Here is an 18441-nt window from a genome sequence, read left to right as displayed (position 1 = left end):
TCATTTCTCCATACGTATGTCGCTTTATTGCAGGGACATATTGAATATCCTCTACAGGTATGAGATAATACATATAAATGGAAGTTGTTTTGGTGATAGTTTTAAAATTGGCTAAAATTGAAATAGTACAAAAGGAGAGCGTATGATAGAAGTTAGGAATGTGACAAAACGTTACGGAAAATTTTTGGCAAATGATAATCTAAGCTTTACGGTTAACCCGGGGGAAATATCCATTCTGGCAGGACCAAATGGTGCAGGAAAATCAACCATAATTAAAAGCATAGCTGGATTATTACGTTTTGAGGGAGAGATACTGATTAATGGTAAGAGGAATAAGTCGGTGGAGGCAAAAAAGACACTTGGCTATATACCTGAATTCCCGGCACTCTATGACATGCTGACAATATGGGAGCATATGGAGTTTATTGGGAGGGCATATTCTTTAAGTGATTGGAAGGAGAGAGCTGAAGGATTATTTGACAGATTTGAGTTAGCAGATAAAAAGAAGAAACTGGGCAATGAATTGTCAAAGGGTATGCAGCAAAAGGTAAGTATCTGCTGCGGTCTGCTGCCAAATCCCCAGGTGTTATTATTTGATGAACCGCTGGTTGGCTTAGATCCACATGCAATAAAGGAACTAAAAGCATTATTAGTAGAAATAAAAAGACAAGGTGCAGCCATATTACTTAGTACCCATATGCTGGATAGCGTTTCAGAATTTTGGGATAGTACCAATATTATGATGAATGGGAAATTTGCTGCCAGAAGAACCAGGGAAGAAGTGGCTGGAAGCGGAGAAGACTTAGAAAAGCTGTTCTTTGAAATCACAGAAAGCGTCAAAGAGAAAGAGAATAAGGTGGGTGTATGAAAGCATTAGGATATCTTTTACTTATGACTTTAAAAAACCGAATTTTAAGTCTAAAAAAGAAGCCTGCCATGCTTATCCTCTATCTTGTCATAACGGCATTTGTAGTAGTTATGGTGGTGTTTTCCGGTACTTCTGAAATTTCCGGTGCAGCAGTTAGACATGGGGATATCCGTATTCTGTATTCCATTATTGTAGGAGTAGGGTTACTGTTTTTGTATTCTTTTGTGTCTACCGGTATATCTACCGGATCTACATTGTTTAATATGGCAGATGTCGGACTTCTTTTTGTATCACCGCTATCATCCAAAAAGATACTGGTTTATGGTCTGATTAAGCAAGCAGCAACTACTTTGGTCAGTGCCTTATTTATCCTTTATCAAGTAGGAAACTTAAAATCTTCCTTTGGTATGGGGATTACTAATATAACCCATGTCTTTTTAGTATATGCCATACTTGTTTTTTTCTGTCAGTTGTTATCTATAGCTATTTATATCTTTACCAATGGAAATAGAGAAAGAAAGCAGTTGGTTAAGGGTGTTTTTATTGTATTTTTATTACTTATACTGGCAGGTATTTATTATCAGTATACGGTTCATGGTGATATTTTAGTATGTTTGTTAAGCCTGATGGAATTTAAGCCATTTCAATTCCTGCCTGTAGTAGGCTGGGCAGTCATGTTTATGCAAGCTTCAATTGAGGGGAGTATAGTTTATTTACTGGTGTCTCTTGCCCTCTTTCTGGGAAGCAGTATTGCTATTATTGCTTTATTTACTTCCGGTGAAGCCGACTATTATGAAGATGTGCTTCACAGTACAGAGGTAAATTATGAAAAACTGGAAAAGGTAAAAGAAGGTAAAACATTCGTTTCTAACCGAAAGATTAAAGTCAAAGACGCAGTGACGGGACTGCAAAAAGGCAAAGGGCATACAGCTATCTTTTACAAGCACCTTTTAGAAGTAAGACGGGGAAACCGTTTTGCATATTTAGATACGTATACGTTGTTAGCATCAGCAGGTGCAGGAATTCTGTGTTATTTTGTACAGGAAAGTTTTTCAGTGTATATTGTACTTGGGATATTGGTTTATATTCAGTTCTTTACAACAATACTTGGTAAGCTTTCAATGGAGCTGACTAAACCATATATTTATATGATTCCAGAAAAGTCCATTAAAAAAGTGTTAATGGCATCTATGACAACATTGCTAAAGCCGTGTTTCGATGCCGTGGTAATTTTTACAGTTGTATGTATTTTTTCAAAAACCTCACCGCTTCTTAACCTATTTCTGGCTTTAGCCTATGCATCAACAGGAGCATTGTTTGTTGGGTATACCTTGTTATGCCAGCGGGTATTCGGAGGACAACCAAACAAATTAATACAAGCAACGTTAGGACTTGCTTTGCTCTTTTTGGTAATGGCACCGGGAATTGGAACAAGTGTTGCCGCAATCGCATTTTTACCATCTGCGCTGATTTTTCTTGGTACATTGCCCTATACGTTCTGCTGCCTAGTAATCAGTGCCGGTATATTTGCAGGCTGCGGCAATCTATTGGATAAAGCAGAATATGGGGGGAAATAGGTCTTCTATTTAATAACATACCTTGAGACACCTTATATAATGACCTTAACATGAAACAAAAGCAAGGAATGGTTGAATGAAGGGTTAATTATTACTGGCATCAATGTGAAAAATACCTATTTCTTTGTAATGGTCGATTTTATAATCAATCGTATGTAGACTACTTTCAAGCTGCTTCATCTGTTCCAGAATTTTTTCTCTGTGGGCTAGCATAATATTTTTGCGAGTCTCAGCTGTTTTATTTCCTTGCAGGCATAAATTCATAAACTCTTTTATCTGTTCAATAGGCATACCGGAATTCTTTAGGCAGCAGATTAGTTTAAGCCAGGAGATATCATTATCTGAGAATCTGCGTATGCCACTTTTACTTCGTTTTATAAGAGGTAGAAGCCCCTCCTTGTCATAGTAACGCAAAGTATATATGGATAAGCCGGTTTTTTCCGAAACCTGTTTGATGGTATAGTGCATAGAGTCCTCCATTGTTTGGGCTGCTAATACTGAGCCCTTTACTTGTAATTTATAACATAACATAATAAAAACAGGCTGTCAACCTGGCTGAAACAGCCTAAAAATAGGTCGTAACTTATTCCTAACGATTGGAGTCTAGATGGAGACATTAATCTACAGGGGCAGGCAGAATGGTACAAGAAAATGTTTGAAAAAACAGCAAAAAGAGATTGGGCATGGAAGCAATACCATATAGAAGATGCGGATAAAGACTCCGGGTATGATTTATACGGCAAGCCTGCTGAGGCTGTCGTAAAGGAGTATTACCGCAGAAAAGGGTAAACCGGAGATATTTGTATAAAATATATTAGAAATAAGGAAGTAACCGGTTAGTTCATAGACTGGTTACTTTTGCTTTTACAATATTTGTGGTAAAGTGATAATAAATTACAATTACTATAGATATATATTAAACAAAATGGTATAATATACCTATTGAAAAAGTATTAAAATTGTATCTTATTTGTAATAGGAAGGTGGAAAGAAAGAATGATATGAATAAAATTACGATAGGTATTATTGGCGATTATGAAGAGAACCGTCCATCCCACATAGCTACAAATAAAGCGTTAGCTGATTGTGGTGCTTTTTTTGGAATTGACCTGCTAATTCAATGGCTTCCTACGCCTATGCTGATGGAGGATGGTCATAAAAAGCTAAGTGAAATAGATGGTTTTATAGGAGCTCCTGGTAGCCCTTATAAAAGTATAGAGGGTGCTCTTTGGGCTATTCGCTTTGCCAGAGAAGGTAATTATCCATTTCTGGGTACTTGCGGAGGATTTCAACATGCAGTTCTGGAGTTTGCCCGCAATGTGATTGGAATTAAGCAAGCAGGGCATGCAGAGACAAACCCGGACTATAGTGATATATTCATCACTCCGCTATCCTGTTCTTTGGTTGGAGAAACACGAAAAATTTACATAAACGAAAAAACTATTATGCATGAACTGTATAAAGAAAAGGAGGCTGTAGAGAGATATAACTGTAGCTTTGGATTGAATAAAAGCTATCAAGCTATGCTTGAAGACTATGGATTCATAACTGGTGCTGCTGATTCATCCATGGAAGCAAGAATACTTGTACTAAACGATAAAAAGTTCTATGTTGCAACCTTATTTCAACCCCAGTTAAACTCGCCTGAGAATAAACCGCATAAACTAATCCAGGCTTTTTTACAAAATGCCAAAGATTTTAATACAATTAGAATTGGTTAGTGGTAAAATGTAATATATCATAAGGAGTAATATAGCAGAAATATATATTGTAAAAAGACTGTCACCCGGATGAGGGAGGCGACAGCGAAAAATTTAGGAGTTTAATAGGGTAAATAGATGCATTACACCTTAAATAATCGCTGCCGTTTATATGGATGATGTATTAATACGGGGTAAAAGCAGGAAAACATATAAAAAATGCAGGTGTGGGTTCCTGCACCTTCATATTAAATTTGTTCATCAATAACCCAAGTAATAAAATTATCAATCAATTTTAACTTCTTTTCTCCGCATAATTTTATTTTTTCTTTAATATCACCTTGTAAAGTTTCATCGGTGCTGCGCACAGCTCCTAATAAAAAATAATCCGGAGTACTATCAAGGGCAATGCAAATTTTCATTAAAGAATCAATGCTTGGTATTGAATGATTATTTTCTATATTGGATATGTGGTTGTTGCTAAGCCCAGTGGCTTCGGCAACATCATCCTGGGTTAGATTTAGAGTTTTACGCCTCAAAGCAATTCGTTTGCCCAATTGGGCATAATTAATTTCCATTTTTTATCACCCTATATGATTTTATCAATTATATATATATTAAGTAACCAACTTGAAATGTAATTATACACTTGTATTTGTAGAAAAAAAGAATTATAATTGTTATTATACCTTTATAATTGGAAAAAAGGAAACAAATAACATAATTCTAGGTAATTTGTCACAAGATGTATAATCTTATCGGAAAAAATCGAATCTAAAGTCAATTTTTTTACCCGGATTTTATGGATTTCACTTAGTAGTTGTGGTGTCCCTAAAGGATATAAAGGGGGGATATGTAATTAAAATGAATCAAAAAAGCATCACAGGAATTAATAAGAAATTCGATGCGTTTTATTCTGCAATTTTCCAAAATTCAATGACCGGTCAAGTGGTTGTAGACAGACAGTTAAATGTCTTAACTGCTAATAAACAGATGTTTCGGTATTTCGACCTTGAATTATCAGAGGATTTCGGTAGTTTTGGAAATGTATTTCGGTGTGCCTACAAAAATAGTTATGTGACAGAGTGTGGAAAAACCGAACAATGTAAACAATGTAATATAAGAAAAACGGCCAAATACATATTTAAAAATAGAAAAAGTGTTCAAGGCACCATCTTAGAATATGCTTATATAAAGGAAGAAAAAACAGAGACAAAATGGTTTCAATTCAACGGTATTTTACATTCAATAGATAAAACATATGCAGTGCTGGAATTTATTGATATTACGGAATATGTGCAGCAAATAATGGATTTAAGCTATAATCTTACATTAGATTTGGCAACCGGAACTTTGAATAAACAGAACCTGATTGAGGCAATACAAACTTTACATGCAGCCGGAGAAGTGAAAAGTGGTTTTACTATATGTATGATTGATTTTGATAATTTTAAAAGCATTAACGATGTATGTGGTCATCTTATGGGAGATACCGTTTTAAAGACTTTTTCTGACATAAGTAAGAAATACATAAGAGCAAACGATATATTAGGCAGGTATGGCGGTGAAGAATTCATTATTGTTTTTTGTGATTATGAACAAGAGATTGCCATGAATATATTGGCAGAGATACACCGGGAATTAGAGCACTTTTTTGCAGAACAAAAACTGGAGGTTCCGGTCACCTTTAGTGCCGGAGCAATTTATGTTGATTTGGAGCAAATGTTATATCCTGACTATATGCAATTGTTGGAAGATGTGGACAAAATGTTATATAGAGCCAAAAGATTGGGCAAGAGCAGAGCAATGAGTTCCTTGGGGGAAATAATATTCTCGGATTTATGAAATTGTACAACCATAAGATTGAAGCTATCGCTTTGGATCCTATGGTTTTTTTATTAATATAAATCACGGGATAACCTAAACAATTCATTGATTGGGTATTTTTTAATCCAGTACTTTAAAAGACGGATGACAAAATTTTGGATACCTGTTACTATAGAAATAAGACGATATAGATTAGAAGCAGCTATTTGGTGGAATAGCTTAGTAATACTTATTGTAAATATTTATAGAAAGGATATATCATGAAGCAATATAAACGTCTGCCGACACATATCGGCATAATACCAGATGGAAACAGAAGATGGGCGAGGTGTAATGGACTGAATAAGGAAGAGGGATACGCATATGGTATTGAACCAGGCTTTACATTGTATCAGGAATGCTTGAAATTAGGGATAAAAGAGATGACCTTGTACGGTTTTACCCAAGATAACACCAAAAGACCCTCTGTGCAGACCAAAGCCTTTCAAAAAGCCTGCGTGGACTCTGTTCTACGGCTTGTGAAAGAAGATGCGGAACTTTTAGTAATGGGAAATACGAAATCCCCACTATTTCCCCCAGAGCTTTTACCCTATACGAAGCGAGTAACCTTGGGAAAAGGGCTTATGAAAATAAACTTCTTAGTAAATTACGGTTGGGATTGGGATTTAAATTATTCCCTGCAAAGCGATTCTTCAAAAAAAACAGTTGCTCAAGGAATTGCATCTGCTGATATTTCCAGAATGGATTTGATTATCCGTTGGGGAGGCAGAAGGAGATTAAGTGGTTTTCTACCGGTGCAGTCAATCTATTCGGATTTTTACGTAATTGATGCAATGTGGCCGGAATTTAGTGTTGAACATCTTTATGAAGCATTAGAATGGTACCAAAATCAGGATATAACCCTGGGAGGCTAGTGTAGTTTAGTACGATATGTTAGAATTAATTAACAGAATAGTAAAGCAATATATGGATAAGTGTGCTTTTTATCAAGCATAACGAAGGAGAGGAATTGTATGCGTCAGTGTATGGATGCAGAGAACCTGCATAGAAGAATAAAAAAGATAATTGGACAATTAAATGCAATCGACCGGATGGTAGAGGAAGATGTACCTTGTGAGAATCTTTTGATACAGATTAATGCGGCGAAGGGGGCATTGCATAAGGTTGGACAGGTTGTATTGGAAGGTCATTTAAATCACTGTGTCAGAGATGGAATCGAACATGGTGATGCAGATAAAACAGTACAGGAGTTTGCAAAAGCAATTGAACACTTTTCTAGATTATCCTAATTCAGTATTAAAATAGCATAAATTCATGATACATTCAAAGCAGTCCATGAGGAATTTATCCTTTAGGGCTGTTTTCTTATTTTCATCCGGTTTAAAAAGATGAATCCGAAAATAATACCATATCTAACAAAAATTATACTGTCAAGCATTTTTGAGAATGTCCTAATAAATTTTAAACATTAGCACCAGCTGTGGCTGGTGCTTTTATCTATTTAAGCAGGGACTTCATCATTCCAGTGGTGTTCCTGCATTTTAACAAAACGCCAGAATTCTTGCCTTCTCCAAGGATGATGCATCCCTGGTATCTTCCGCTTTATTGTTCTATTCTGCGACAGCGTAAGATCAAAGTTTTTTGATATTTTCTCATGTGACGGAATTGCTTCTAGCGCATAAATACTCTCATCTATACAACAGTATTTATTACCGTCAAATGCTTCTATTACCATTGCCTTTGTCCCCTTATAAAAGTGTACCTGATGCCCGTTCTTATCAAGTGTCTTAAAATACTTATTTTTAAACTTCAAACAGTGTCCATTATCTATCTTTCTTTCTGTAAGAACAGAAAGAACAAGATTTATTTCTTCTAAAACGGGTTGCTTTTCAAAGACAGATTTGATAAGATTGGTCTCTAGAGCAAACTTGGCATTGTATTCTTTTATGTAGGAGTTTAAGAATGCATTTGCTTCGCTAAGTGTGTTTATGCCTGCCAGGCGTAATTCGACTGGTAGGCGAGATTGTAAGGTTTGGAACAATCGTTCCACTCGACCTTTTGCTTGTGGTATACTGCTGGTCTTGATTTCAACACCTAGCTGTTTACAAGCATAAGCGAATTGTGTGTATGTGTCCTCTTCGATAGAAGGGGCGTTTTTTTGTTTATATTCAAAAACTGTACGGTTATCGGTAAAAAATAAATAGGGAATACCATACTCAGTAAGTACTTGATGAAACACATTGTAGTATCCTTTTAAAGTTTCTTGTTCATCAAAGTAAGCACCGACAATAGTACCAGTTGCATCATCGACAGCGATGTGAAGCTGAGTTTTCGTATCACCGAACCACAAGTGGATCGAAGCATCCATTTGAAGCATTTCGCCAAAATAAGCACATCTAGGACGTCTGGAATGTGCATCCTCGATTGCAACGATATTGGATTGCAACTCTGCTAGTATCTTTTTAGATTTAGTTTGTGTTTTCAAATGTTTAAGTTTTAGTTTGGTTTTTCTTTTTTTTGATCGGGTAGCTTTTGGAGAAAGAATATATTCTTTTTCTAAAATAGAGTTCAATGTAGATACAGAAATAGAAATTCCCTCATACTTCTCTAGAAGCTCGATACAATGAGTAAAATTCGTATCGAAGTACTTACTACGATATAAATCTAGGACAGTTTGCTTGGTTTCTTTTGAAAGAGCATGAGCAGGAGTCCGACCTCTGTTTCCATGTATAAAAAAGGATTTACCATCACGTTTATATCCTGCAATCATTCTATTGATATGTCTTTCGGTGCAACCGATCTTCAAGGCAGCATTCTTTTTATTTCCGTTTGTGTCTACTAACTTCTTTATTACTTCATAACGTTTTTCTTCATTCATAGTCAACTTGACCTTTCTCATAATGTCTCCTCATCTGTAAGTCATGAGGATATAGTGTAACATGGATTACTCATTTGGGACATAATCACTTGTGGTTACTTAAGACATTATCAAAAATGGTTCAGATAATACCATATCTAACAAAAATTATACTTGACAAGCGATTCAGTTAAGATTAGTGTATTTATATAATATATACCCATGGGGGTATACGTATAACGCGTAGTGTGAGCGTAACTATCATAATAGCAATTTGAAACGCTACAAAGACAGTTTTGTAATTGTCTAAAAGATTATAACAAAGAGAGGGTGTTATGTATGTCAAAATTAAAAAACTGGCTTAAGGAGGGGGAAATGGTAACCATATTATCTTTAGCAGTATCCTTACTTTCCCTGCTGTGCAGTTTCTTTAAGCTGATAAGACTGCCTGTTGATATTGCATGGATTGCAATTATACTTTGTGGTTTACCTATCATAAAGGAAGCAGTGATTGGTTTGGTTACCGAATTTGATATTAAGGCGGATGTACTGGTTTCATTAGCATTGATTGCATCTGCCATTATCGGCGAAATTTTTGCTGCTGGTGAAGTGGCTTTTATCATGACCTTAGGGGCACTTTTAGAAGAGAGAACTGTGGCTAAGGCAAGACAAGGGATTGAAAGATTAATACATTTGACTCCGAGAACAGGCAGAGTATTAAAAGATGCCAGAGAAGAAATTATTCCGGCAGAGGAAATCGTAGTTGGAGATATACTTAGAGTGTTACCTGGTGAAACCATTGCTATTGATGGTATCGTAATGAAGGGAGAAACTTCTGTAGATCAAGCTGTTATGACCGGGGAGTCCATGCCTGTTGATAAAAAAGAAGGAGATGAGGTTTTTAGTGGTACTGTAAATCAGTTTGGTACCATTGAAATAGAAGCCGTTAAAATAGGCGAAGACAGTTCTTTGCAGCGTATGATACGATTAGTAGAATCAGCAGATGCCGGTAAAGCAAAGATAGTAGGTATTGCTGACCGATGGGCTACCTGGATTGTAGTGATTGCACTGATTTCTGCTGGTATTACCTGGTTTATTTCGGGAGAAATTATTAGAGCGGTCACTATATTGGTAGTATTCTGTCCCTGTGCACTGGTGCTTGCAACACCAACCGCAATTATGGCAGGTATTGGAAATGCTGCAAAGGTTGGAATATTGATTCGTGAAGGCGATGCCTTAGAACGTTTGGCGAAGATAAGTCGTATTACATTTGATAAAACCGGTACATTGACGCAGGGTAAGCCGGTGGTAACGTATGTACATAGTTTTCAGGATAACATAACAGCCTCCGAGATTTTACAAATTGCCGCTAGTATTGAACAATATTCGGAGCATCCATTGGGGAAGGCTGTTGTAGAGAATTATAAACTGCAAATAGCAAACAAGCAGGAGCTTGAACGAAAGGCTGTAAATTCTGTTTTATATGACATATCGGATTTTAAAATGTTTCTAGGTAAAGGTGTTGTTGGTAAACTTAAAGATGACAGTGTTTACGCCGGTAACCTGGAATTAATAATGAATTATTTTCCTGAATCCATTCAGGAGCTTACTGAAAAGGCCAAGATATATTATCAAAAGGGTAGTACGGTTATCTTTGTTGGATTGGCGGATAAGATTATAGGATTTTTAGTATTGGAGGATGTTCTTCGTAAAGATGCAAGAGAGGTGGTAGAAGGAATAAGGCAGCAAGGAATAGCCTGCGTATTACTTACCGGGGATTATAAAATGGCAGCGGAGCATATTGGAAAGGAGGCAGGGATTGAAGAAATTGTAGCAGAATGCCTTCCGGAAGATAAGCTTACATATATCAGCAGACATCAGGAGAAGGGACAACAGGTATGTATGATTGGCGATGGAATAAATGATGCCCCGGCTCTAAAGAAGTCATATGTAGGTATTGCTATGGGAGGAATCGGAAGTGACATAGCTGTAGATGCGGCTGATATGGCACTGGTAAGTGACGAAATAAAATACCTGCCTCATCTTCTTTCATTAGCGAAGAGGACAATGAAAACTATTTATATCAATCTTGCTTTATCTATGTTGTTAAACCTTGCAGCAATTTTGTTGGCTATGACCGGTATACTAAATCCAATTTTGGGTGCTCTTGTACATAATGTAGGGTCAGTTGTGGTTATAATTCACTCATCCCTGCTTTTAGCCTGGAAAAACCAGTAATATAAGTTAAGGTTGAATCTGACATAAAATCAGTATTTAAGCTTTATCTGAAGATAATCCCTTGGAGAACAGCCTTCCACTTTTTTAAATACTTTGCTAAAGTAAAAGGAACTTTCAAAACCAAGCTTATCTGCAATTTCATAAAGCTTTAAACTGCCTTGTGCCATCAGTACTTTCGCTTTTGCTATTTTATTATTGGTAATATAGTCGGAAAATCCCATATCGTTATATTTTTTAAATAACTGGCTTAAATAATTGGGACTTATCCCAAATACAGAAGAAACATCAGTTAAAGTTAATTTTTCCTCAATATGTGAATCAATGTATTTTTTAACGTTATTTACAATGTGGTTTTTATAATTCTTTCTATGCTCAGTAAGTACCTGGCATAAACCTTTGTGAAGTTTAAACATCCACTGTATTATCTGTTCTACATTGGTCTGTTTATATAAGGAGCGGTATCCGGTGGGATCCTCAGAAAAGATTGCTGATACGGTTTCTTCTCCATTTGGCAGATGGGATATGGCAAGGTAAAGAATGTTGCTGGCTGCATCCACTGCCTGGAGATAATAGGCCTGCTGATTTTTAAAAATATCACTTATCTGGCTAAAGATATTCGTAAGAGTAGCCGTATCAAATTCTTCAAAGGCCTTAATTATATCCTGACGGAACAGGGACATATTAAAAATATAATTTGAGGAGGTATCTTCTGACAAGTTCTCATAAAACAGGATGGGTGTCGTATCTGTTACCAGGGCAAATATCTGCCTGGCATCCTGATAAGCTTCCGGAATATGATGAGGACTATGGCAGGGCCTTCCAAAGCTGGTTCGAATGTTGACATTAAAGTAATTATGAACCATGGCATAGGTTTGGGATAATACTTTGGAAAGTAAAAGCTTATGGTGTACTTCCTGTTCCTTACTCAAAGAAAAGATAACAGAAAAATGTTTTGTGTCCAGAGAAACTACATAACAGGAGATTAACTTTTTGGTCATTTCCCTTATCATCTGAATGGTACTAGAATATAGATTTAAGAGCCGATTTTTATCTTCTTCTTCCCACATAGGGCTATATTCAACAATTTCATTATGACATACAACATAACAATCTGCTTGAAAATCCAGATTTAACTCATTGGCCTGCATACGTTTCTGATGCTCACTTTCAAATAGATTCAAAAGCAGTTTTATAAAAAATTTATCATAAAAGGACTGGTTGCTTTGGATAGAAGTAGCAATATCAGGATATTCTAGATTCTGAACTTCTTGAACCATTTCCAAAGCCTTTTTAACGGCTTCTATTAAATCTTCTTTGTTTAGCTCAATTTTAATCAAATAGTCGACAATCTGATATTTCATAGCTTCTTTTAATAAAGAGAATTCCTCGTAGCTTGTCAAAACGATAAAGACAGGAAGTTTTTTAGAACGTTCCCGACAGACCTTCATCATTTCCAATCCATCCATCTGAGGCATTTTGATATCGGTTATCACAATTTTAGGAGAATATTTTTCTATAGATGCCAATCCCTGAATACCATCTTTGGCGCTATCACAGATTTCTATACCATAATCAGACCAGTTTACCATGGAACGGATACCTATTTGTACCAAGGGTTCATCTTCTACAATTAATAGTTTTACCATTACAACACCTATTGCGTAACACATATGCTCATTGAAGTGTTACTGCCACAAATAAAATGTGTGAAGAACCAGTATGTGGCATTCCTTTCAATTATTAATTTTCGTTCATATTAACTGTCATTCTTTTTTATGTATGGTATCCGGATTGTCATAGTGGTACCTTTACCGGATTCACTGCGAATGGATAATCCATAGTCATTACCAAAGGTATGTTTTATTCGGTTATTAACATTAGCAATGCCGATTTTTCGGAAGAAAGCGGAAGAGTCTTCACTTTGGCCGGTTAAAGTCTTATGGATTAATTCAGCGGTCATACCGATACCATCATCTATTACATTCACATTAACAGTAGTCTCATCTGTTTTGCTAACGTTAATCTGAATGAATCCGGGACCACCCTTAGGCTCGATGCCATGAAAAATAGCATTTTCTACCAAAGGCTGTAAGGAAAAGCGGGGAATAATGCAATCATACAAGTCCTCTGTACCTACCTTGGATTCCATTGTCAAAGTACCGCCGTAACGGTATTTTTGTATTAGAAAGTAGTCATTTAGGACAGAAAGTTCTTCCTGTATGGTTATGAGCTGATTGCCCCCTTTTGCCACTTTTTTCAGCAATCTTGCCAAGGCTGTGACCAATTCGGCGATACCAGTGGCATTCTGTATAGTTGCCATCCACTTAATAGAGTTTAAAGTGTTATATAAAAAATGAGGATTGATTTGATTCAATAAAATCTGATATTCTAATTCGTTTTTATGCTTTTCATCAGAAATTCGTTTCTCCATTAAATGGACAATATCTCCTGAGAGGACATTAATTCCTTTTCCGATTTCTCCTAGTTCATTATCCCATTCAATGGATGGATCCAATGAAAAATCACCCGTTGATATCCCTTTCATTTTTTTACGTATTTTTTTTATTGGTACATTTATCATATGATTTAGATATAGAGTCAGGAGAGTGCCTACAGATAGTATGATAAAACAACTGAACAAAATTAAATAATAATACCATTGCCTTTGCTTGGAAAATTGTTCTTTCGAAAGGCTTTGAGAGATGGACCACCCTTTTAGTGCAGAGATATAAGTTATAACTGTATGGGTACTACCATCTTGATACTTAACAATTTCTACAGTGGTTTTATCATTAACGGTAACATTGTTAATGGTTTTAATCACCTGCTCTTCTTTTTTTACCGGTATCAGGGAACCATCTTTAATTAAGTAGGAGAGTTCACCAATAGTTATTATCAGGTTACTGTCGTTGGGAATAGTATAATTTTTAAAATGATCTGTAATTACATCGGTACTAACAGTAATATAGGCGAAACCGATAATAGAGGCGCGATAGCTGTTATAAATAGGGCGTATGACAGGAATTACCTGCTCTGCTCTGGTTCTTGCCATAGGGTCAATTACAATTCCTATCCATTTTATTTTATCTGATTGCATTAGTTTGTCAAAGAAGGGAAGCTTTCGTATACCTTCCGGATCAGAATTGTAAAAATCGTGAGCTTTTCCTATCACTTGTATATAATCATTTCTGTTATTGCTAATCATAATTCTTTTTATATATTCTGAGATTTTCGAATTCTGATATTCTTCCTTCAAGCGGTCATATGCTTCTAAGGACAGAAGCGTGAAACGGTTGTCTTTATCAGGGTATTCCAAATAGTCAGAAACTGTTTTATTGCTGCCGCACCATTTCGAAAGATAGGTCAGCTCTGTCATGTCAGCTGCTATACTGTCTGTAACCAGTTGCAGGCTAAATTCTGTATTCTGAATTAAGTTCTTTTCGTTAAAATATTGAAACAGATAAAAACTGATGGAGGCCATTAATACAGTAATCATTAAAGTGAAAGAAATGGTAATAAGAGATATTCTTAGCTTTATTGATTTTGGTAACAGTTTATGCATCTATATCAGTCCTCCAATCATAAAAATTAGTAATAGCTTATATGATACTTACATAAAAGTCAACAGAAGTGAAAAAGTGTATATAAATATTATATATAAGTTGTAGGATTTTACATATTTTTTTATGGTAATTTACTAAAAGCTAGAATTTAGAGAAATAAGGAAAAATATTCATGAAAATTTACATTTAGCATTTCTAAGATTGCGATTATAATTAATTTACAGTTTCTGTGAAATCACAACTTAAGAATTCTAAAATTAGGAGGAGAAGGAATGAAAAGAAGAATTTGTATTATACTGGTCTTTGTTCTGTTGCTTACTGCTTTAGCAGGTTGTAGCAATAACAAGGGAAAAACCACAGGCGGAAGTGCAGCGCCAACCAGTGGGGGAGACAATTCAACAAACGAACCGATTACATTAAAATGGTCTGTCTGGGATATTAATTCCACGACTTACTATCAACCGTTAATTGATACTTATGAAGCTGCCCATGAGAATGTTAAAATTGAAATGGTGGACTTAGGTTCTGCAGATTATATGACGGTACTAGCAACTGAACTGACAGGAAATGACTCGGATATTGATATTGCAACCATTAAAGATATTCCGGGTTATGCTACGCTGGTCGAAAAAAATGCATTAGAACCATTGAATTCTTACATAAAAACTGCCGGTATTGATGTATCAGTATATGGCGGAATTACCAACCAGATTATAATCAATGATAGATTGTACGCGCTTCCGTTTCGAAGTGATTTCTGGGTTTTATTCTATAATAAAGAAATCTTTGATGCAGCAGGAGTTGATTATCCAACCAATGATATGACTTTTGAACAGTACGATGAACTTGCCAGAAAAGTAACGAATACAACATTGGGTGCGCAAGGATATGGTGCCCATTATCATACATGGAGATCGGCAGTTCAGTTATTCGGCATATTAGATGGTAAAAATTCCATCGTAGGGGGTAACTATGATTTCCTAAAACCTTACTATGAACTGGTATTAAAACAGCAGGAAGACCAGGTGGTTCAAGATTATGCTACTTTAAAGACAAGCAGTCTTCATTATTCGGGAGCATTTGCCCAGGGAAACGTAGCAATGATGAATATGGGAACCTGGTTTATACCTACTTTAATTGAAAAAATTGATAGCGGAGAATATACGGATATCTCCAAATGGGGTTTGGCGAAATATCCACATGCAGAGGGGGTTGAACCTGGTTCAACCTTAGCAACCATTACTTCCCTAGCAGTTACTACAGCCTCCAAGCATAAAGAGGCAGCCTTTGATTTTCTTGAATTTATAACCAGTTCAGAGGGTGCAAAAGTCATTGCAAGTACCGGAACCATACCTGCTATTAAAACAGAAGCAGTTATTGAATCTATTTCGAGTATGGAAGGTTTCCCGGAAGATGAGGGTAGTGCAGAAGCGTTGCAAACTGCGAATACTTATCTTGAGATGCCTGTACATGTAAACAGTTCTGAAATAGAAACAATATTAAACACAGCACATGATAATATCATGAGTGGGAACGCAACCATTGAGGAAGGCATTGAATACATGAATACCGAAGTTGGGAAGCTGTTGCAGTAAGGAGACGTAGACCCTCCAGAGCAAGGGGTTGCTGTAAAAACACACAAATCATCTTTGTATCAGATAAAAGAGATTGAAGTGGTTTTGCAACAACCTCTATTTATTACAATACTTCCATATCAAAAAAGGAGGGTAAGCCGCTTCGCCGGTAATAACAAATGGAGAATAAAAATAAGGAATCAAAAATCAGACAACTTACAGATAAACAAAAGACAGAGCTAGCAGAACTGGAAGCTACATTAATCGGCCTAATAGATTGTGTGCAAACAATCTCTGTCTCTAAGGAGAAGGAAAAAGTTTTAAGTAACATAGCAAAGACACAGAAAAAGATTAAACATATTAAACTTGGTGGTATACTAAGCAAGGAGACCAAAAGAAATCTTGTGGCGTATTCCTTTATTGCACCAAACTTCATAGGGTTTATGGTCTTCACCTTAGGTCCGATTATGTTTGCCTTCCTGCTATCTTTTATGAAATGGGATGGAAATAATGCGATGGACTTTGTAGGGATAAATAACTTTTTGCGTCTCACAGATGACGTAAGATTTAAGGCAGCCTTTGTTAATACGGTTGTATATAGTTTGGCAACGGTACCCCTAACCTTGTTATTTGCTTTGGGGCTTGCCATTATACTAAACCAGAAAGTAAAATTTAGAAATGTATTTCGTACAGCCAGCTTCTTCCCTTATGTAGCGTCCCTGGTTGCAGTGGCAGCAGTTTGGAATATGTTATTTAGTCCGGCGAACGGACCTGTCAATATGCTGTTAGCTAATTTAGGTGTAGCAGTTAAGAATTTACCCAAATGGGCGGCTGATAAACATTTTGCTATGCTCACGGTGATATTGTTTAGTGTTTGGAAATCTATGGGGTATTATATGGTAATTTATCTTGCTGGGCTTCAGGGAATCTCTGCGGAAATGTATGAAGCAGCTTCTTTAGACGGTGCCAACAGCTGGCAGAAATTTAAGTCTATAACCTGGCCTATGCTGCAGCCGACAACGTTTTTTGTAGTGGTTATACTGACTATTAACTGTTTCAAGGTTTATGACCAGATTTATATGATTACCCAAGGGGGACCTGGTACTTCAACCCTGGTTCTGGTTTACCATATTTATGATACTGCTTTCAAGTCATGGGATTTAGGCTATGCAAGTGCAATATCCGTGGTTCTGTTCCTGCTTGTTTTAATTGTAACCCTGGTGCAGTTTAAGGGGGAAAAGAAATATGCAAATAGTTAGCAAACAGAAGTTACTTAATAAACAGTACTATGAGCAAAACCGGAGGAAGGACCATGAAAACTAGTAAAATAAAATTAAGCAGAATATTACTGTATGCAGTTTTAATATTTATAACACTCTTAATGCTGATTCCGTTTGTTTGGATGTTATCTGCATCGTTAAAGTTAGATAAAGATGTATTTACCTTTCCCATTCAGTGGATTCCAGAGAATCCTAGATGGCAGAATTATAAGAATATATGGACAAAAATTCCATTGGCTAAATTTATTTTAAACACAACAAAGCTTACGCTTATAGTAACAACACTTCAAATTCTAACTAGTAGTTTTGCTGCCTATGCCTTTGCAAAGCTCCAGTTTAAGAATAGAAATTTGTTATTCTTAGCTTATGTGGCAACCATTGCCGTACCCTGGCAGGTTTATATGGTTCCCCAGTTTATGATGATGCGTTCCTTCGGCTTAAATGATACCCATTTGGCTATTATCTTCCTACAGACATTTTCAGCTTTTGGTGTATTTATGATGAGACAGTTTTATCAGGGAATACCTGATGAGCTTTGTGAAGCCGCAAGAATTGACGGTATGTCAGAGTATAAAATCTATAAAAGAATAATGCTGCCTCTGTCTAAGCCGGCCTTATCTACCCTTGTTATTTTTACTTTTGTCGGAACCTGGAATGACTTTTTAGGACCTATGATTTATTTAAAAACAGAATCGAAAAAAACACTTCAGATTGGTCTGCGTATGTTTATCAGTCAATATTCCTCTGAATATGGATTAATTATGGCAGCATCTGTTATTTCTCTGATTCCGGTACTTATCATTTTTATTGCTTTGCAAAAGTATTTTGTGGAGGGAATTGCTTCTACAGGTATAAAAGGTTAGTAAGAAATAAAAGACAATTTCATACCCTGATTAGTGGCATGCAGTATGAAATAAAGTATTAAGTTTTTAGTGAACAAAGACCGGGGATGTAAGG

The 18441-nt window shown here is 36.2% G+C and carries 16 protein-coding genes; 11 read left to right on the top strand and 5 right to left on the bottom strand.

The genetic code is table 11. The features are described from left to right. The first annotated feature begins 142 nt into the window (after window positions 1-142). Together acsn021_RS13760 and acsn021_RS13755 are read left to right on the top strand one after the other, a co-directional pair. Entirely contained in the window at window positions 143-868 is a 726-nt protein-coding gene (locus acsn021_RS13760) for an ABC transporter ATP-binding protein (RefSeq protein ID WP_184095919.1), read from the top strand. Then, the gene (locus tag acsn021_RS13755) at window positions 865-2445 is read left to right on the top strand and encodes a putative ABC exporter domain-containing protein (RefSeq protein WP_184095917.1); all 1581 of its coding nucleotides are present in this window, start codon (window positions 865-867) and stop codon (window positions 2443-2445) included. The genes acsn021_RS13760 and acsn021_RS13755 overlap by 4 nt, the downstream gene beginning before the upstream one ends. 84 nt (window positions 2446-2529) lie before the next feature. Here acsn021_RS13755 and acsn021_RS13750 read toward each other — a convergent pair whose 3' ends face one another. Next, window positions 2530-2913, bottom strand: a complete 384-nt coding sequence (locus acsn021_RS13750) for a MerR family transcriptional regulator (protein ID WP_184095915.1) — start codon at window positions 2911-2913, stop codon at window positions 2530-2532. A 117-nt stretch (window positions 2914-3030) separates the two neighbouring features. Between acsn021_RS13750 and acsn021_RS13745 the strand changes: the two genes are divergently transcribed. Next, on the top strand, window positions 3031-3234 hold the full coding sequence (locus acsn021_RS13745) for a glycoside hydrolase family 113 (RefSeq protein ID WP_408626156.1): 204 nt from the start codon (window positions 3031-3033) through the stop codon (window positions 3232-3234). A gap of 212 nt (window positions 3235-3446) precedes the next feature. Continuing rightward, window positions 3447-4166, top strand: a complete 720-nt coding sequence (locus acsn021_RS13740; RefSeq protein ID WP_184095911.1) for a CTP synthase C-terminal region-related (seleno)protein — start codon at window positions 3447-3449, stop codon at window positions 4164-4166. Window positions 4167-4393: 227 nt separating this feature from the next. Here acsn021_RS13740 and acsn021_RS13735 read toward each other — a convergent pair whose 3' ends face one another. Next, window positions 4394-4723 (bottom strand): helix-turn-helix domain-containing protein, encoded by a 330-nt coding sequence (locus acsn021_RS13735; RefSeq protein WP_184095909.1) that lies wholly within the window; start codon window positions 4721-4723, stop codon window positions 4394-4396. A 286-nt stretch (window positions 4724-5009) separates the two neighbouring features. Here acsn021_RS13735 and acsn021_RS13730 point away from each other — a divergent pair, with 286 nt between their 5' ends. From acsn021_RS13730 to acsn021_RS13720, 3 genes are all read left to right on the top strand, one after another. Then, window positions 5010-5990 carry a GGDEF domain-containing protein gene (locus acsn021_RS13730; protein WP_184095907.1) on the top strand — a complete coding sequence of 327 codons (981 nt, stop codon included), beginning with the start codon at window positions 5010-5012 and terminating at the stop codon, window positions 5988-5990. Between the two features lie 242 nt (window positions 5991-6232). Next, on the top strand, window positions 6233-6886 hold the full coding sequence (locus tag acsn021_RS13725) for an undecaprenyl diphosphate synthase family protein (protein WP_184095905.1): 654 nt from the start codon (window positions 6233-6235) through the stop codon (window positions 6884-6886). A 99-nt stretch (window positions 6887-6985) separates the two neighbouring features. After that, complete coding sequence (locus acsn021_RS13720) at window positions 6986-7261, top strand: metal-sensing transcriptional repressor (RefSeq protein WP_184095903.1); 276 nt, start codon at window positions 6986-6988, stop codon at window positions 7259-7261. Between the two features lie 212 nt (window positions 7262-7473). Here acsn021_RS13720 and acsn021_RS13715 read toward each other — a convergent pair whose 3' ends face one another. Next, on the bottom strand, window positions 7474-8850 hold the full coding sequence (locus tag acsn021_RS13715) for an ISNCY family transposase (RefSeq protein WP_184096199.1): 1377 nt from the start codon (window positions 8848-8850) through the stop codon (window positions 7474-7476). A 318-nt stretch (window positions 8851-9168) separates the two neighbouring features. On the opposite strand from acsn021_RS13715, the gene acsn021_RS13710 reads away from it, so the two are divergent. Further along, a complete protein-coding gene (locus acsn021_RS13710; protein ID WP_184095746.1) occupies window positions 9169-11067 on the top strand; it encodes a heavy metal translocating P-type ATPase in 1899 nt (632 codons plus the stop codon). Between the two features lie 29 nt (window positions 11068-11096). Here the strand turns inward: acsn021_RS13710 and acsn021_RS13705 are convergent, their stop codons facing one another. Both acsn021_RS13705 and acsn021_RS13700 read right to left on the bottom strand, forming a co-directional pair. After that, window positions 11097-12713 (bottom strand): AraC family transcriptional regulator, encoded by a 1617-nt coding sequence (locus acsn021_RS13705; RefSeq protein ID WP_184095748.1) that lies wholly within the window; start codon window positions 12711-12713, stop codon window positions 11097-11099. Window positions 12714-12823: 110 nt separating this feature from the next. Continuing rightward, on the bottom strand, window positions 12824-14629 hold the full coding sequence (locus tag acsn021_RS13700; protein WP_184095750.1) for a sensor histidine kinase: 1806 nt from the start codon (window positions 14627-14629) through the stop codon (window positions 12824-12826). A 273-nt stretch (window positions 14630-14902) separates the two neighbouring features. On the opposite strand from acsn021_RS13700, the gene acsn021_RS13695 reads away from it, so the two are divergent. The 3 genes from acsn021_RS13695 (at window position 14903) to acsn021_RS13685 (ending at window position 18347) form a co-directional block, all read left to right on the top strand. Further along, window positions 14903-16225, top strand: coding sequence for an ABC transporter substrate-binding protein (locus tag acsn021_RS13695; RefSeq protein WP_184095752.1), 1323 nt, complete (start codon window positions 14903-14905; stop codon window positions 16223-16225). A 158-nt stretch (window positions 16226-16383) separates the two neighbouring features. Then, window positions 16384-17463 carry a carbohydrate ABC transporter permease gene (locus acsn021_RS13690; protein WP_184095754.1) on the top strand — a complete coding sequence of 360 codons (1080 nt, stop codon included), beginning with the start codon at window positions 16384-16386 and terminating at the stop codon, window positions 17461-17463. 53 nt (window positions 17464-17516) lie between these two features. Then, the gene (locus acsn021_RS13685; RefSeq protein WP_184095757.1) at window positions 17517-18347 is read left to right on the top strand and encodes a carbohydrate ABC transporter permease; all 831 of its coding nucleotides are present in this window, start codon (window positions 17517-17519) and stop codon (window positions 18345-18347) included. The last annotated feature ends 94 nt before the right edge of the window (window positions 18348-18441 follow it).

The organism is Anaerocolumna cellulosilytica, from assembly GCF_014218335.1.
Taxonomy (GTDB): Bacteria; Bacillota; Clostridia; order Lachnospirales; family Lachnospiraceae; genus Anaerocolumna; species Anaerocolumna cellulosilytica.
This window is presented reverse-complemented; position numbering and strand designations above follow the sequence as displayed.

Coding starts and splice junctions, on each gene's coding strand:
- acsn021_RS13735 (WP_184095909.1), bottom strand. CDS start 4,723: ATGGAAATTAATTATGCCCAATTGGGCAAACGAATTGCTTTGAGGCGT.
- acsn021_RS13725 (WP_184095905.1), top strand. CDS start 6,233: ATGAAGCAATATAAACGTCTGCCGACACATATCGGCATAATACCAGAT.
- acsn021_RS13760 (WP_184095919.1), top strand. CDS start 143: ATGATAGAAGTTAGGAATGTGACAAAACGTTACGGAAAATTTTTGGCA.
- acsn021_RS13755 (WP_184095917.1), top strand. CDS start 865: ATGAAAGCATTAGGATATCTTTTACTTATGACTTTAAAAAACCGAATT.
- acsn021_RS13695 (WP_184095752.1), top strand. CDS start 14,903: ATGAAAAGAAGAATTTGTATTATACTGGTCTTTGTTCTGTTGCTTACT.
- acsn021_RS13690 (WP_184095754.1), top strand. CDS start 16,384: ATGGAGAATAAAAATAAGGAATCAAAAATCAGACAACTTACAGATAAA.
- acsn021_RS13685 (WP_184095757.1), top strand. CDS start 17,517: ATGAAAACTAGTAAAATAAAATTAAGCAGAATATTACTGTATGCAGTT.
- acsn021_RS13700 (WP_184095750.1), bottom strand. CDS start 14,629: ATGCATAAACTGTTACCAAAATCAATAAAGCTAAGAATATCTCTTATT.
- acsn021_RS13740 (WP_184095911.1), top strand. CDS start 3,447: ATGAATAAAATTACGATAGGTATTATTGGCGATTATGAAGAGAACCGT.
- acsn021_RS13715 (WP_184096199.1), bottom strand. CDS start 8,850: ATGAATGAAGAAAAACGTTATGAAGTAATAAAGAAGTTAGTAGACACA.
- acsn021_RS13720 (WP_184095903.1), top strand. CDS start 6,986: ATGCGTCAGTGTATGGATGCAGAGAACCTGCATAGAAGAATAAAAAAG.
- acsn021_RS13750 (WP_184095915.1), bottom strand. CDS start 2,913: ATGCACTATACCATCAAACAGGTTTCGGAAAAAACCGGCTTATCCATA.
- acsn021_RS13730 (WP_184095907.1), top strand. CDS start 5,010: ATGAATCAAAAAAGCATCACAGGAATTAATAAGAAATTCGATGCGTTT.
- acsn021_RS13705 (WP_184095748.1), bottom strand. CDS start 12,713: ATGGTAAAACTATTAATTGTAGAAGATGAACCCTTGGTACAAATAGGT.
- acsn021_RS13710 (WP_184095746.1), top strand. CDS start 9,169: ATGTCAAAATTAAAAAACTGGCTTAAGGAGGGGGAAATGGTAACCATA.